Origin of the sequence: Streptomyces sp. NBC_00322 (assembly GCF_036147535.1) — a bacterium.
Taxonomy (GTDB): Bacteria; Actinomycetota; Actinomycetes; order Streptomycetales; family Streptomycetaceae; genus Streptomyces.
The window spans coordinates 408,689-424,738 of sequence record NZ_CP108019.1; the positions used below are offsets into that span (position 1 = coordinate 408,689).

A 16,050-nucleotide genomic window follows, 5' to 3' on the forward strand; every position below is an offset into this window, starting at 1 on the left:
GAGGTACCGACCAGATCGCCCAACAAGGCCTGGTCCCCCGCGCCCCAGAAACCGAATCACCGCCGGACCGTCGCCATTGAACGGCTCGGCCAGCTCCTTCGCCGTCCGCCCCGATACCCACGCGTCGAAGTCCGCCGACGAGCAGATGCGCCGGCCTTCGCCAGCAGCAGGTGGTTGCCAGGGTCCGTTGTCATGTGACGGACCGTCGTGGTGGTCGGAGCGCGCCCCGGAACGGGCTGAACCTGCCCGCAACGTACACCGTTGACGCCCGTTACGTCGTGGCTGTCGGCTATGACCAGAGTCTTTACAAGCCTGGGGCCTGGTGCCATGGTCATGTCCCGCGTGGCGTGGCTGCGGAAGGCGACGCCCTGTCCGTGGGGGGACGACGACATGATCCGTGGCTTCGCACCGTTGTGTCTCAGCCGATGGTCCCGTTTCAGATCCCGGGGTCTGATTCTGCTGCCCCTGACCGCTGTCCTCGCGGTGCTCGTCCCTCTCCTCGTCTTCGGCGGCAGCGCGAGCGCCGGGCCGGGACGGGCGCTGCCGGCGGCGGATCCGACGGTCCCGCCGGCGGCCCCGCATCACCAGGCTGCCCCCGCCGCCGCGATGGAGCCCGCCGCGCCCACCCTGCCCCGCGACGGCTGGACCGCGACCGCAAGCGACCACGAGACGGCGAAGGGCGACCACAGCCCCGCCCGCGCCCTGGACGGCGACCCCAACACCATGTGGCACAGCCAGTGGACACCGGTGGCCACGCCCTTGCCGCACACCATCACCATCGACATGCACAAGACGGTGGTCGTCTCCGCGCTCGTCTACCAGCCCCGAACCACCGGCATCAACGGCCGCGTCGGCGAGTACGCGATCCACCTCAGCGCGGAGGGAACCGCGTGGGGGGACGCGGTGGCCACCGGCACCCTGGCCGATGACAACACCGTCAAGACCCTGAGCTTCGCGCCCAAAGGCGCCCGCTACATCCGGCTGACCGCGACCACCGAGGCCGGCAACCGCGGCCCCTGGACCAGCGCCGCCGAGATCAACCTGCTCGGCGATCCGGGCACCACCGCAGCCGTGGTCGACCTGCCCCGCGACGGCTGGACGGCGACCGCAAGCGACCACGAGACGGCGAAGGGCGACCACAGTCCCGCCCGCGCCCTGGACGGCGACCCCAACACCATGTGGCACAGCACATGGACACCCACGGCCACGCCCTTGCCGCACACCATCACCATCGACATGAAAACGGCCCGCCCCGTCTCCGCCCTGTCCTACGAACCGCGCCGCACCGGCGTCAACGGCCGGATCGGCGCCTACACCGTCACCACCAGCACCAACGGCACCTCCTTCAGCACCCCGGTGGCGAGCGGAACCTGGAAGGACGACGACACCCCGAAAGGGGCCACCTTCACGCGTACCGTCACCGCCCGCTACATCCGGCTGACCGCGACCACCGAGGCGGGGGGCCGCGGGCCGTGGTCCTCGGCGGCCGAGATCCGCCTCAGCGCTCCCGCCGACCCGGCCGCCCACGGCCTGTGGGGCAAGGTGACGGGCTTCCCGCTGGTCCCTGTCGCCACCGCGGTCCTGCCGGGCAACAAGATGCTCGCGTGGTCCGCGTACGGCGTCGACCGCTTCGGCGGCAGCAACGGTTATACGCAAACCGCGATCATGGACCTGGCTACCGGCCGCATCACGCAGCGCCGCGTGGACAACACCGGGCACGACATGTTCTGCCCCGGCATCGCGGTCCTCAAGGACGGGCGGGTCCTGGTCACCGGCGGCTCCAACGCACAGCGCGCCAGCATGTACGACCCGGCGACCGACGAGTGGACCTCGACCGCGGACATGAACATCGCACGCGGATATCAGGCGATGACGCTGCTGTCCACCGGTGACGCCTTCGTCCTCGGGGGATCCTGGAGCGGCGGCAACGGCGGCAAGGGCGGTGAAGTCTGGTCCTCCGCCAGCGGCACGTGGCGCAAGCTCGGCGGCGTCCCCGTCACCACGACCATGACGGCCGACCCGCGCGGCCCCTACCGCGCCGACAACCACCAGTGGCTGCACGCCACCTCGAACGGGCGCGTGCTGCAGCTTGGTCCCAGCAAGCAGATCAACTGGATCTCCACCAGCGGCAACGGCAGCATCACCGCGGCCGGCACCCGCGCCGACAGCCCGGACGCGATGAACGGCAACGCGGTTGCGTACGACATCGGCAAGCTGCTCACCCTGGGCGGCGCCACCGCGTACGAGAACGTCAAAGCCACCCGGCGCGCCTACACCGTCGACCTCAACGGGGGCGGCAGGCCCCTCAGCGCCCGCACCGGCGACCTGGCCCACGCCCGCGCGTTCGCCAACAGCGTCGTGATGCCGGACGGCAAGGTCGCCGTCTTCGGCGGCCAGTCCTACCCGGTCCCCTTCAGCGACGCGACCTCAGCCATGACCCCGGAGATCTGGGACCCGGCGACCGGCAGGTTCACCCGCATGGCAGCAATGGCCGTGCCGCGCAACTACCACAGCGTCGCCAACCTGCTGCCCGACGGCCGCATATTCAGCGGCGGCGGCGGCCTGTGCGGCGCCTGCGCCACCAACCACCCCGACGGGGCGATCTTCACCCCGCCCTACCTTCTCAACACCGACGGCACCGAGAAAACCCGGCCCCAGATCACCGGCGGCGTCCCGGCCCACGCAGCCAACGGGACGAAACTCACGATCACCACCGACACCGCCGTCACCTCCTTCGCGCTGGTCCGCGCAGGCGCCGCGACCCACTCCACCGACAACGACCAGCGACGCGTCCCGCTCACAACCCGCCAGACAAACACGAGGACGTACGAAGTTACCGTGCCGGCCGACCCTGGCGTCGCACTGCCAGGCACATACTTCCTCTTCGCACTCAACGCCCAAGGCGTACCCAGCAAGGCCACGATCCTCAACCTCGGCTGACACACCCGACACTCACTCGGTGGCCTCGGGGGGACTCGGTACGCGGTAGCGCGGGGTCGGCCGTGACATGACGACGGCCGCGCAGGTTGAGTGGATTGTGACGTCCTTCTCGGCCCGCGCGGCCTTGTCGCATCCTGCCTTCTGCGGCCTTGATCGTGCACATCTCGGCGACTTGATCGAGGAAGTGCCTGCCCCGTGGGCGGCACAGCGCGAGTCTGCGCGCCAGGAACGGCGCGGCCACGACCGTCAGCGGGCGGCCGGTGCCGGGCCCAGTCACCAGCTGGTCTTCGTCGACCGGGTGCTGATCACCCCGATCTACCTGCGGCTGCAGCTGCCGCACGCGGCGCTGGCCGAGCTGTACGGAGTGACCCGGCCCACCGTTACCCGTGCAATCCACGAGATAAGTCCTCTGCTGGCCCGGCGTGGCTTTGCCGTCCCGCAGCGGCCCGGTGCGCGGCTGCATACCCTGGCCTACGTCTTCGCCTATGCCGAGGCCGAGGGAGTCGACCCGCGCGTCGACGGAACCGAAGTGCAAGTCCGCCGTCCCCCCGGGCCGGACGAGCAGGCCGCAAGGCGTTCGTGTCCGGCAAGAAGAAGCAGAACACCGCCAAGACCACCACGATCAGCGACAGCTCCGGCCGGCTGCTGTGGTCCGGCGCCGACCGGCCGGGCCGCATGCACGACCAGACCGCCGTGCGCACCGAGGGCATCGCCGAGCAGCGCCGCCTGCACCCGAAGGTGAAAGCCGAGGCCCACGAGGGCTACCGCAGACTGGCCAACGAGTTCCCCGACCAGGTCAGCGCCCCGCCGAAGAAACCGAAGGATGACGCCCCGCTCGGCGAGCGGGGTGCCTGGCGCGAGCAGCGCCGACGCCAATCCGCCCGCCGGATCTGCGTGGAGCATGTCATCGGAGAAGAAAAGAAGTGGCGCCCGCTGCAGCGGTACACCGGACGGCGCGGGTACTACCCCGAGACCCACGCCGCCATCGCCGCCTGCTCCGCAGGAGTCCGTTTCCTCCCCGCCTGAAGGCGGGGTATCCACGGAGGAATCCAGATGTATGCGGTCGCCGAGGTCCGCGGCGTGTCTGCGGAGCTCTATCCCGCCGCCTGTTCAGCTTCCGCCTCGCTGTTGCGGACCATACGCGCAAGGTCCTGCCGGGAAAGCGCGCCCACCTTTCGCATGGCGCGAGCGACATGCGACTCCACCGTCCGCGGGGAGAGGTACAGGGTGGCCGCGATCTCGCGGTTTTTCATGCCGGAACCGGCGAGTTGGGCCACTTCCTGTTCGCGGGGCGACAGCCGCTCGTCGTAGCTGAGGCTGCCCGTACGGCGAAGCGGGTGGGCACTCTGGTGGGTTCGTAGTTCCGCTCGTGCGCGAGCGGCATCCCATGTCGCGCCGAGCACCTCGAGCTCGTGTGCGGCGGTGGTCAGTTCCTGTATGCCTGTGGTGGTCTCCGGACCACCTGCCAGAGCACATCGTCCGCTGGCCTCCGCGATGAGGGCCGCCTCATAGGGCCGGGGCAGCGCCTGGTAGAGCCTGCGGGCATGCCGGAAGTGCTCCCCCGCCGCCGGGAGTTCGCCATCCGCCTCCGCCAGCAGCGCCCGGCACCACATCAGTGCCGCCGCGGCGGCGGGTGCCTGCCTGGTCTCTATGCCTGCCGAGAACTCGTCCACCATCGTCCGCGCCGTGTCCAACGCTCCCGCTCGGGCCGTTGCTTCCACAGCCCATGGGACCAATTCCGCTGCCCATACCCACACGGCCGTTGCCCGGAGCCTGGCCCATGCCTCAGCGGCCTCCTGCGCCGCGGACGCCAGTTCCTGGCGGGCCAGCGCCAGCCTGATGCGGCCGCCTGAGGCCGCCGCCACCTGGGGTACGGTGCCGTCGGCCCCAGACAGGCCGGGTGCGGCAAGCCAGGTGCTTGCTCGGCTCCACTCGCCTTTTGCCAGGGCGAGGAGGCCGAGCACCAGCCTGGCCTCGCCCGCGATGCTTGGCAGCTCGCCGACCTCCGCCGCATACAGACGGGCTCGGGCAGCCAGGCCTGCCCATTGGCCGGTCACCATGTCCAGAGGCAGCGACATACCCCGAGACAGCTGTTCTCCGAACGGAGACCCGCTTCGTGCGTACAACATCAGGCCTTCGGCCTGCAGCTCGCGCGCTCGCGCGTACTCGCCCAGCCAGATCGCCGCATAGGCGGCGCTGCCCAGACCATATGCCGAGTGCTGAAGGATCCGCGGATCCTCGCTTTCCCTGGGAAGTTGTTCCAAGCGTCGCCATCCGTCCGGATCACCCACGCAAACCACCACGACCGCCCGGTGCACCGCGACCGCCGCCTGGACCGCCGCATCCCCGCTCTCGGCCGCTGCCGCCTCGGCTCGCGCCAGCCAGACCAGACAGTCCGCCAGCGGTTCACCGGGCCAGTAGGGAACCCCAAGGACCGCCATGGCCCGCGCCGCCAACGCCGGACGATTACTCAACTCGTCAACCGTTCTGAGGATTTCGATACGCCCGTGGCCACTGCGCCCAGCACTGAGCAGGATCCGCCCGAGATGGAGGCGAATCTCGCCACGCACGGCCGCGGGCAGCGCACGGTCGTCGACCAATCGCCGCAGGACCTCCAGCGTCTGGCCGGAACGCAACCCATGAATCACGCTGCGCGCGAGCATCAAAGCCAGCCGAGCCCGGTCCGACTGACAGACGTCAGGACGCGCCAGCGTGTCCTCGAGCAACGAGATCGCCAGCTGGGGGTCCCCGGCTTCGACGGCCTCACGTGCTGCGGTTTCCACGCTCTCCAGCCAGTGCGCGATCCGGCCGGAGGCGAGCTGCTGGCGGGCAAGCCGCGCCCACGGCACCGGGCGGCGCGCCGCCAACGCCTCGGCCGCGCGACCGTGCAGCTCCTGCCGCACCGGGCCGGGCAGTACGTGGTATATGGCCGTGGTCTCCATCGGTGCCCGGAACCCGTACCGGCCGAGCTCGGACTCCTGCAGCACCGCTTCGGACAGAGCAGCCGTCAGCGCCGCACGCCCACTTTCCGCCGGCAGGGCCGCTATGGCGGCCAACTCCTCCTCAGTCGCGGCCTCGTCGAGCACTGCCGCCGCCCAGACCACGCGCCGTGGCTCCTCGTCCAGCGCCGCCAAGCGGCCGACCACCGACTCGGCGAGCCGAACCGGCACCCTGACCTCGTCCATGTCCTTGGCCGTGAACCGCTTCCGGCCGGCCTCTGCGGTTCCCGGGGACGGCAGCGACGCGGCCGTCTTCAGCTCCTCCAACAGATCAGCCACGACCTGCGCGATTCCCCCCGACCTCTCGCAGAGCCGAGCAAGAAACGGATCCGAGTAATCGTCCTCGCCCAACGCCTCCACCACCATCCCGCGCACCTCGGCCTCACTGAGTGCCCCGAGCCGCAATCGGATGACGGGCAACTCAGCCGGGTACCCCACCGGCGCGCCCAGCATCAGCCCGCGACTGGCCAGCTCCTCGGGGCGGTAGGTCAGCACAACGCGCAGTCCGGCCGGCGGATCGGCCAGCAGGGTACGCAGTGCACGAGCGTCCTGCTCGTCCGCACGGTGAACGTCCTCGGCCACCAGCAGCACCGGAACACCCGTGCCCAGCGAAGCCGCCAGCTCTCTCAGAGAGGAAGCCGCCGGCAGGGCCGGCCACGAGGGCGCCACCGGAGCGCCGGACTGCAGCGCTCCGGGCTGCGGGGGCTCGGGACGACGTGCCGACCTGGCCTCCGGCCGCGTCGGCGCGGCGCCTTTCACATGGGGGGACTCGCGGACGACGGAAGCACCAGACGCCTTGAAGGTCACCGTCAGGCGATGCACCCTGCCGAGCTCAGGAAGAGCGAGCAACCACTGCACAAACCTGGTCTTGCCAGTCCCTGCCTCTCCTTCGACTATCACCAGGACCGACGCGCCCGGCGCCACCGAGGCCAGCGACTCCCGTACTGCCGTGTCCCACTCACGCTCACGCATCACGTTCCCCCTATTTCGTTTCCTCGTACTCGAACTCGATCCGGTAGCCCGCCTGGTCCCGGCCGGCCCCGCCACATGTGTGCTGGCAGCCAGGCATCACCCTCGTAAAGGAATCGAAGCGATGGCGACTTGAAGTGGCTGGCCATCGTGCCGATGGACCGGGAGTGGGGTTCGCCCTCGCCAGCCTTGCGCAGTCATCCAGGCGGAGACGACGCTCGCTGGAATCCTTCTGCGCGAAGGCTGTCTGTCCGTCGAACCGGAGGTACGACCAGCGGGCCGTGGTCGCGGCGGAGTTGCAGGCGGCACGTGGCTGACAGACCGGAGCGCCGTCCGTCGCCGAGCCGGTGTACGTGAGGCACGGTCGCTCATCAGTACCCATTGCAGCGTTTGGCTGCCGTCGCACTTCGCCTCGTACGGCTCTGCGCCCTCCGCCGTTTGAGTTGTCCATGGATCCACCGGTGGCCGCGACCGGCAGCTGGGTGCGGTCGATAACACCCTTGGCCCGGACGTGGCGACGGCCGTGACGGTCCTGGCTGGAGCGGGCCGCGACGTGGGAGGTTCGTCGCCGCCCAGGAAGATGCCCAGCCGCTGAGGTGGATGACGAGCAGGGAGGCGCCCGTGCCGACAACCCTGAGGGTCTCTTTCACGCCGAAACCGGTCGTGCCGCCACCGTTTGCCGGGCCGCTGTGCGACCACGGCCTGCGTGGCCTTCGGCCCGCAGCAGTCCCCTGCTCGCGGCAGGACGTCAACGCGGAGTGCAACACTCCACGAATCCTTCAGTTTCCGCAGGTCGAGCGATGCGCGACGGCGGCGGGAACAGACCGTCAGATGCCGCTCCAGATTCCGGTGGACGTGGCGGTGGACCGATGCAGCCAGTGGGCCAGCGACATGACGGCATTCGTCCGGCACCGCTGCATCCCTCGCATGCTCGGCCCGGTAAGCCGCCCGCAGGCCCTCGCGCGCGCGTGCCGCGAGCGAGGCGGCGCCGCTCGGGCTGAGTCCGGGCAGCGCAGCGGTCCCGTCCGGCGACTGGCGCTCGACGGCCGAGTGCCAGAGCGGTCCGCCGGCGCTCGGGCAAGCTGCAGAACGCCTCCGTTCCTCTCCGCTCTCCGTCACCGCCGCCTGCACCCGCCAGGTCTCGACGTCGGGAGCGAGTTCGGTACGGCGGGCCGTGAGGGACCAGGCTGCGGCGGTGCGGCAGACCGTGGTCAGTAGGTACGGGCTCCAGGCGCCCTCGGGACTGCTGCCGCCACGCATTGCCTGCAGTGCACGGGCATACGCCTGCGAGGTCACTGGCGGCTGATGCCGCCGGTACAACTTCCGCAGCGCGGTCCGGGCCTCGCGGAACGTGCCGTTGCGTACGCCGGCGGCCAAGCTGGCGTCGCTGCTGGCGGCACCGGCGGCAGGAGTGCCGGTGGGGCTGTTGGGCAATGGCGATCACCCTGGCGCCGTGGACGGGGCGGAACTTCTTGCTGTGATGAGGAGCGACTTACGGCGGCACCATCCCGCTACGTAACCAAACCGTTATACAGCGAGGTGGCGATGCGTCCGCAACCCGCAGCACGCTGAACTTCGCAGAGATCTCTCGAGCGACGCAACGCTTGAGGCAGCTGATCACTTCGCGGCGGGTCTTTCCCTCGCGAAGCTCCTCGACATCAGCGAGCAGACCATCTGTGTCTGGCGCCGCCAGCATCTGATCGACACCAAGCAGATGCCTGGTGTCCCCACGCACGAGCAGGCCGAACTGGCCGCGGCCCGCGAGCGGATCTCGGAGCTGGAGGCAGTCACGGCCCGCACACCCACCGGCGAAGTGGCCCCGGACCGGCGCCATAGCCGGCCCGGGACCACACGCGAATCACCGTCACCAAACGCTCAGTGAGTCGTTGTCGGCCGATTGCGTCGGCGCCGAAGGGGTCACCCCGCCCGGTGCTCCTATGCGGTGCCGCCGCCACCGGTCTCCGCGCCGGGGGCGGCGGGGCGGATGATCTTGGACGCGATAGCACGGTCCATGGCGTCCAGGCTCACCAGATTGAATGGTTTGGTGCTGGTACGCATCTTTGAATCCTGCGAGGGCCGGTAGATACCGCGCTCAAATTGATGGCCGCCCTCGTATACGCCGATCACTCCGCCGTCGGGGGTGGGCCGGCCCAGGTAGGAGGCCCACTTGGAGCCCGTCGGATCTTTGGTGACGTTGGGTTCGGTCGGCTCACCACCGGCGTAGGTGTCGGAACGAGTGGAGTACTCGTCGGCCAGGCCGGCGACCGAATGGCCGAGTTCATGCTGGAGGACCGGATTGGACTCGGCGTTGCCGCCAGACACGGTGGCGACGCCGGCGGCGCCGGCTCCACCGTACTTGGTGGAGTTGGACATCGCGACGATCGCGTCGGCCCCCGGGGCCTGGCTCGCGAACGACTTCGCCTTGGCATTGTCCGGATCGCCTGCGGCGCACAGCAGCCGCTCGGTACGACCGTCGCAGAAGAAGCCCATGTCCAACGCGGTGTCACGGTTGGTGCCCCAGGCCGGGTCGTTATCTACTCCGGACTCCTTGGAAACCACGGGGACCAGCCACACATTGGTCCAGTCGCGATACTTGTTCCACGGCTCGGACTCCGCGATCCCCTTCCACTGTTCTTCCGCATGGCGTCGCTGGAGATCCTGCTCGGATGCGGTGTAGCCGTCGCCGACGAATGTCAGGTCGAAGCGCTCACTGGACGGGCCGGTGTTCTGTATGGTGATCACCTTGGGGGTTGCAGCTGCCTGGCGGTCCCGTGCGTCGGGTGCGGCGAAGGCCGGCTCCGATACTTGGACCGGCTGCTGCTCCGCCTCGCCAGGCTGCACCTCCTGGACCGGCGGCGGCTGGACCTCCCCGCCGGGCTGGGATCCTTCCTCGCCCTCCGGATTTCGGAAGACCCTCTGCGCCAGCACGGTGACGTCATCGTTCGGCTGCCCCTCCGTACCCGGCTGCAACGCCTGGACCGGCTGCATCTCCTGGACCGGCTGCTCCTCCGTGCCCGGCTGCTCCTCCGAGCCCGGCTGCTGGTCCTCCGTGCCGGGCTCCGTCCCCTGGGACTCCTGCTGACCCTCCGCGCCGAGCTGCACTCGCTGCTCCGGCTGCTGGTCTGTGCCCGGCTGCACGCCCTCCACGCCGGGCAACTCCTCCGTACCCGGCTGCTGGTCCTCCGTACCCGGCTGCTGGTCCTCCGTACCCGGCTGCTCGTCGGTGCCCGGCTGGGCGTCCTGGACCGGCAACTCCTCCGTACCCGGCTGCTCGTCGGTGCCCGGCTGGGCGTCCTGGACCGGCAACTCCTCCGTACCCGGCTGCTGGTCCTCCGCACCCGGCTGCTCGTCGGTGCCCGGCTGGGCGTCCTGGACCGGCAACTCCTCCGTACCCGGCTGCACGTCATCCGCGCCGGGCTCCGTCCCCTGGGACTCCTGCTGGGCCTCCCCACCCGACTGCACCTCCTGCTCCGGCTGGTCGGTGCCCGGCTGCACGACCTCCGCGCCAGGCTGAGCCTCGTACCCGCCGGACTCCGCCTCCTGATACGACTGCTCCTCCGTACCCGGCTGCTCCTCCGTACCCGGCTGCAACGCCTGGACCGGCTGCATCTCCTGGACCGGCTGCTCCTCCGTGCCCGGCTGCTGGTCCTCCGTGCCGGGCTCCGTCCCCTGGGACTCCTGCTGGGCCTCCCCACCCGACTGCACCTCCTGCTCCGGCTGGTCGGTGCTCGACTGCACGACCTCCGCGCCAGGCTGAGCCTCGTACCCGCCCGACTGCACCTCCTGATACGACTGCTCCTCCGTGCTCGACTGCACGACCTCCGCGCCAGGCTGAGCCTCGTACCCGCCCGACTGCACCTCCTGATACGACTGCTCCTCCGTGCTCGACTGCACGTCCACCGCGCCAGGCTGAGCCTCGTACCCGCCGGACTCCGCCTCCTGATACGACTGCTCCTCCGTGCCCGGCTGCACGTCCTCCGCGCTAATGGACTGTGCATCGGTAGGCTCAGCCGCCGACGCGTTGGAGACGAACAGCGCACCGTACAGCACCCCTCCCGCCGCGGCAGCCGCGAGTCCCGGACGGCCCTTCCCGGAATCCTTTCTGTGCCGGCCCTTCACGGACACCCTTTTGTGCCTGGCCATCGCGGAATCCCTTTCTGTATGTGGAGTGTTGACGTCGCTATGCTCGAGATTGGCAGTCGAGGTCCCGATACATCGCACCCGCCTGGCGATCACGACCGGTCGCCGACGGACGAGAGATTGACCTGCCCCCAACGCCCCGCAGGGCCCCGTTGGCCGCGGCCCTGCAGATACAGCCAATTCGCAAGGCACACCTCGCTGCCCCAGACAGGCACGGCACGCACGGCACCTGTCCGACGCAGCAAACCTAGGGACTCAACCGGGAACCGACTATTCGTAGCCCCAAAACACGGATACGCACTCAAGGTTCAGGCCGTACGGGACAGCTGTTCCGCTTCGGCCCGTGGAGGGGTCCGACGACAGCTGCCTCGTGCGCGCCGAACTCAAGGACCCCAGCAGGTGTTCGACAACGCCGTCAACATGCCCGCCGTGATGGGCCCCTGCAACGGCAAGCCCTGGGACGAGATGCAACTCGGCATGCTGGACTGGTGCGAGTCGTGCAGCCCGCGGCCCACGCGGGACAACCCCACGTCGTGATCACGAACAACTACTACAACGCTCCACGGCTCGCTACGTGGTCGAGGGCCAGTGAGAGACAGGCGGGACCCCTACACACCCTCTCAACTCAGCGATGCGGGAGCCGGTTCGGTAAAGCATCGGCAAAGAGGCGGGACGGCGGGGGCCGGACATAGTCCTTCATCATGACCGGCCCTCCATACGACGCACATCTGCGGGGAACCCGATGGCCCGAAGCGCCCTGATGCACAACATCGAGCAGCGGCTGCGACTCACCGAGTCGATCCGCTGCCGCCTGGACATCCTCAGACGCACGGGGAGTTGACCGAGGAGTCGGATGCCGATCCCCCGCCGCGGCGTTCCGCCTCTCCGGCGGGAGAGCCGTGTCACGGTATTACACATTCCTTTTGGGCGTTCCCCAGCTCATTCTCGAAGTCACGCATGACGTCCGAGATTTCGCTCAAGGGTGAGTTCCGTCAATTCCTGTGCGACCTTTCCGAATTCAATGACTCCTGCCTTCGGGCGCAATCCACGGGGCGGGGAAAAGGTTCCATGGGGCTCTGAACGCAATCGAGAATCGACACGTACTCCATGGCACACGGATCGAATCCGAGCCGCGTTTTCGCCATCGAGGACGGAGTTGAAAGTGTCCCGAAAGAGAATGATCACCAAGAAGAAGAAAATCGTCCTGCTAGTCGGCACCACCGCACTGGTCGGTAGTGCGGCATTCGCGATGACCGGAACCGGAAATGCCGGCCAGCGGCAGGGCAACGAGTCGTCGAGGTGCAACGGGCTGGCCAGGCTTGGGGCGGACCACCAGCGCTTCATCGCCAATGAGCGGGCCAACCCCAACGTCAACTCCCGGGCGAGGATCGCCAATTCGATAGCGGCGATCCGTCAGATCAGGCAGCAGCAGCAGCAATCCGCAGGCTGCAACGGGTCGGGCCGCCGCCGGGCGGCCCAGGTGGTCTGTGCCGGGTCGACGGTGACACTGTCCGGAGAGGGCGGTGCACCGGCGGCATCCAGCGACCAGTTCCCTGCGGGTACGCAGCTGAGGGTGACAAACCTCGACAACAACAGGTCGACGACCGTCGAGGTGAATTCGCCCTCCGGAAGCTGTGTGCTGCTGAACAACGCGGCGTTCGAGCAAGTCCGCGAACCGGGCAAGAACGTCATCCGGAACGTGCGCGTCGAGCGCGTCGGATAGCTCGGGAACAGCACCGGGTTCCCACTCCCGCCCCGCCGTCCCCTGGGGCGGGAGCGGGTCACCCACCTCCGCGCGGTCCGTAGCGCCGGGGATTGCGGATCGGTAGTCCGGCGCGGTGTATCCCGCCGGCGGGAGAGGCGGCTGTGGGCGGAGCCAGGTGCGTGTGAGTCGGGCGCGTTTGCGGGTCTGGGACCGTGGATACGCAGGTCGTCGAAGTCCCCGGGGTCACGGCGAGCTTCATTGGCGGGTTGTCCGCGGCTGGCGTGTCCTGCGTGCTGTGGGCGGTGGTGGGAGTTTCCTGGATGCGGATGACGACGGCTGCGGGTGTTCGGGCCGTGTGCTGGTCGCCGGCGATCCGGCCCGGTGGCAGCTTGCGCCAGCGGGAGCCGCTGACTCCCAGCACCCTCGAGCCGAGCGAGGCGGCCGGCACCGCCGCCCGCCGGCGCGAGGGCATGGCCGGGCTCAGATGCCGAAATCCTCCCTCTCCAGCAGCGGTCTCACCCGTGAGGCGAACCCGCTGGTGCGGAACGAGCGCTGGAGGAGGCCGGGGCGCAGCTGCTGCGCGAGCGCGGCCGCGATCATGCCTTGATCGAGTGCGAGCACGAAGTCGCTGACCCGCCCGGTCGCGATGTTGACGGAGTCCCGGAAGCCGTAGTCCTCGTCGTATGCGCTGAAGTCCCGGTCCAGGGCGCGCAGATTGTCGACGGCCGCCCCGCGAGCCTGCGGCAGCGCGAGGAAGGAGGCGTGCGGGGTGACGACGCCGAGGGAGTTGTACCCCTCCACCTGCATGCCGATGGCGTCCACGCCGTACTCGCGGTAGCCGCCCTCGGGGATGTTGGCGGGTGAGAAGCCCCAGTAGCCGTATGCCGCCTCGTCGAGGCCGTGTTCGATCTGGCTGCGCACGTAACGGTCATGCGTGACGCCCCAGGCGCGCGGGGACCACTCTGTCTCCGGTACGAACAGGGGCACCATGAGTGCTTCGAACATCGAGCCGCCCCAGGAGGGCACGAGCTTGCGTCCGCGGTAGGTGTAGTGCCCCTGCCACAGCCGTACGCCGTCGACGACGACCCACGAGCCCTCGGGTTCCTGCTCCTGGCCCCAGCCCGGCAGCATCGTGCGGTACAGGTGCCAGTAGTGCTCGGCCGGCAGGCTGCCGTCGGCGATGCCGAGGTAACTGGCCATGCGCGGCTCGGTGTTGAGGGCGCCGTAGTGATGCCCGGTCGGCTCGCCCTTGCCCGGCTGGTCCGGCCAGAACCCGCCGCGCAGCTGGCCGGGACCGGCCGCCGGGTCGGCGGGGTCGAAGGGCGTGTAGTAGTACGACCAGTCGGCATCGGCGAGCAGCTTCGCAATACGCGGCCCCAGCGCCGGGTCGGCGTCCGCGGCGATACGCAGGCCGGTCACCAGCCAGGCGTTGTCGACGCTGGACAAGAACGGGCGTACCGCGTCGCCGGTGCCGGGCCAGGAGGTGAGGACCGAACCGTCGTACGCGTTGTACCAGTTGAACCAGAAGCCGTGTGCGCGCTCGAGCCTCTCGACGGCGGACAGGGTGCGGCTCAGCTGTTGGTGCATTGCGGCGGGCGAGATCACGCCGAGCCCGGCGGCCGCGACGGTCGACCACAGCCCGCAGCCGATGTTGGTCGGCGAGGTCTGTACCGAGGGCAGCGGGCGGCCCGGGCCGCTGACGTCGATCTTGTCGGCGGTCAGTCCGAAGTCGGTGGTCACGGCGACGATCGAGCGGTAGGTCGCACGGAACCACGTGTGCAGCAGCTTCGTGTCGTCGCTCTGCGCGGACGAGGGGCGGGCGAAGGCGGCGGGGGCGCCGCCCAGCGTGAGGGCTGCGGCACCGGCTCCGGCGGCGGTTGCGAGGAAGGTACGACGGTCCATGCTGCTCGAACTCCCTTGGCAGGTAGGGGATGAGTGGATGTGGACGTTCTGGGGCGTGCTCGGCTGTTCCTTGGAATGGGCCGGGAGCCGGCGGATGTCAGGGGTCCGCCGGCTCCCGGGCGGGAGGGGGCATCGGTCAGGCGTGTGGCAGCGCCCTGGTGTTGCCCATCGCGCCGAGCCATACGGCCGACGGCTTGGCGGTGCGCTCGAAGGTGACCGGGTTGACCGCGATGAGGCCGAAGGTCGGTGCGAAGGAGCCCCACTCGTAATTGTCGAGGGCGCTCCAGGCCAGGTAACCCTGGACGTTCAGGCCGTCCTCGATGCAGGCGGCGACGGCGGCGAGGGCCCCCGTGTAGTAGGCGACGCGCCGGGTGTCGTCTGCGGTGGCGATGCCGTTCTCGGTGACGATCAGCGGCATGCCGGGGCCGGCGAAGTCAGCGGTGTGCCGCAGGGCGTGACCGACGGCAGTGGGGTAGTACTCCCACTGCGTCAGGGTGCGCTCAGCCTCGGCGGGCGCCGTGACGGGACCCTCGGAGCCGATCTTCGTGCGCGTGTAGGACTGCACGCCGAGCCAGTCGTCGCCGCGGGCGGCCTCAATGAAGACATCCTCGCGCGGGTGGCGGTACGCGGCCGTGATGTCCTTGGCACCAGGCAGTGCCTGGTAGACCTGGTTGGCGATGGTCCAGCCGACCTGGATGTCGGGGTTGATGCCCTTGACCGCCTTCACGGCGGCATGGTGCGCGGCGATGATCGCGTGCGTGGTCTCCTCGTCGGGCGTGGGCAGGCCCGCAGGCGGGAAGCCCTGGTCGCCGGACTTGGCGAGCCCGGCCATCACGGCGATCATGTTCGGCTCGTTGATCGTACAGACATGGCGTACACCCTCGGCGATGATCGGGGCGCACTCCTCGACGTACCTGGCGAACAGTTCGACGGCGCCGTCCGCGGTCCACCCGCCGAAGTCCTCGAACCAGCGCGGGACGGTGAAGTGATGCAGCGTCACCATCGGGCGCAGCCCGCGGGCGAGTGCGCCGTCCACCATGCGGCGGTAGTGGGCGATCTCGGCTTGGGAGAAGTGGCCGCGAGCGGGCTCGATACGGGCCCACTCGACGCTGAAGCGGTAGTCGGTGAAGCCGAGGTCGGCGAGCAGGTCCATGTCCTGCTCCCAGCGGTGGTAACTGTCGCAGGCGTCGAGGCTCGGCTCCTGGATCCCCGCCGCCGGATCGTGCTCCTTGCGCCACCAGTCGCTGTTGACGTTGTTGCCCTCGATCTGATGCGCGGCGGTGGACGCGCCCCACAGGAAGCCCTCGGGGAACGGCGTGGTGCGGGTGGTCATGGTGAGTCCACTTCTTTCTCTGATGCAGGGCAGGCGGGGCGAAGGTGCATGCCTCGAGGGGG

The 16,050-nt window shown here is 69.4% G+C and carries 8 protein-coding genes and 1 pseudogene; 5 read left to right on the plus strand and 4 right to left on the minus strand.

Annotated elements, in window-relative coordinates:
* The first annotated feature begins 483 nt into the window (after positions 1-483).
* The 3 genes and pseudogenes from OG905_RS01855 (at position 484) to OG905_RS01865 (ending at position 3,966) form a co-directional block, all read left to right on the plus strand.
* Complete coding sequence (locus OG905_RS01855; RefSeq protein ID WP_328665824.1) at positions 484-2,940, plus strand: discoidin domain-containing protein; 2,457 nt, start codon at positions 484-486, stop codon at positions 2,938-2,940.
* A gap of 67 nt (positions 2,941-3,007) precedes the next feature.
* Positions 3,008-3,307, plus strand: a pseudogene (locus tag OG905_RS01860) (transposase family protein); the annotation flags it as partial.
* Between the two features lie 212 nt (positions 3,308-3,519).
* Positions 3,520-3,966, plus strand: a complete 447-nt coding sequence (locus OG905_RS01865) for a transposase family protein (protein WP_328665825.1) — start codon at positions 3,520-3,522, stop codon at positions 3,964-3,966.
* A gap of 68 nt (positions 3,967-4,034) precedes the next feature.
* Here OG905_RS01865 and OG905_RS01870 read toward each other — a convergent pair whose 3' ends face one another.
* The gene (locus tag OG905_RS01870) at positions 4,035-6,911 is read right to left on the minus strand and encodes a helix-turn-helix transcriptional regulator (protein ID WP_328665826.1); all 2,877 of its coding nucleotides are present in this window, start codon (positions 6,909-6,911) and stop codon (positions 4,035-4,037) included.
* A gap of 1,932 nt (positions 6,912-8,843) precedes the next feature.
* The gene (locus OG905_RS01875) at positions 8,844-11,051 is read right to left on the minus strand and encodes a M64 family metallopeptidase (RefSeq protein WP_328665827.1); all 2,208 of its coding nucleotides are present in this window, start codon (positions 11,049-11,051) and stop codon (positions 8,844-8,846) included.
* Between the two features lie 396 nt (positions 11,052-11,447).
* On the opposite strand from OG905_RS01875, the gene OG905_RS01880 reads away from it, so the two are divergent.
* The gene (locus tag OG905_RS01880; protein WP_328665828.1) at positions 11,448-11,585 is read left to right on the plus strand and encodes a hypothetical protein; all 138 of its coding nucleotides are present in this window, start codon (positions 11,448-11,450) and stop codon (positions 11,583-11,585) included.
* Between the two features lie 625 nt (positions 11,586-12,210).
* The gene (locus OG905_RS01885) at positions 12,211-12,771 is read left to right on the plus strand and encodes a hypothetical protein (RefSeq protein WP_328665829.1); all 561 of its coding nucleotides are present in this window, start codon (positions 12,211-12,213) and stop codon (positions 12,769-12,771) included.
* A 462-nt stretch (positions 12,772-13,233) separates the two neighbouring features.
* Here OG905_RS01885 and OG905_RS01890 read toward each other — a convergent pair whose 3' ends face one another.
* Positions 13,234-14,655, minus strand: coding sequence for a glucoamylase family protein (locus OG905_RS01890; RefSeq protein WP_328665830.1), 1,422 nt, complete (start codon positions 14,653-14,655; stop codon positions 13,234-13,236).
* Between the two features lie 136 nt (positions 14,656-14,791).
* Complete coding sequence (locus OG905_RS01895; RefSeq protein ID WP_328665831.1) at positions 14,792-15,988, minus strand: glycoside hydrolase family 1 protein; 1,197 nt, start codon at positions 15,986-15,988, stop codon at positions 14,792-14,794.
* Positions 15,989-16,050 lie beyond the last annotated feature (62 nt).

Excerpts from the sequence above, each read along its gene's own strand:
- OG905_RS01895 (WP_328665831.1), bottom strand. The coding sequence starts at position 15,988 with ATGACCACCCGCACCACGCCGTTCCCCGAGGGCTTCCTGTGGGGCGCG.
- OG905_RS01890 (WP_328665830.1), bottom strand. The coding sequence starts at position 14,655 with ATGGACCGTCGTACCTTCCTCGCAACCGCCGCCGGAGCCGGTGCCGCA.
- OG905_RS01870 (WP_328665826.1), bottom strand. The coding sequence starts at position 6,911 with ATGCGTGAGCGTGAGTGGGACACGGCAGTACGGGAGTCGCTGGCCTCG.
- OG905_RS01875 (WP_328665827.1), bottom strand. The coding sequence starts at position 11,051 with ATGGCCAGGCACAAAAGGGTGTCCGTGAAGGGCCGGCACAGAAAGGAT.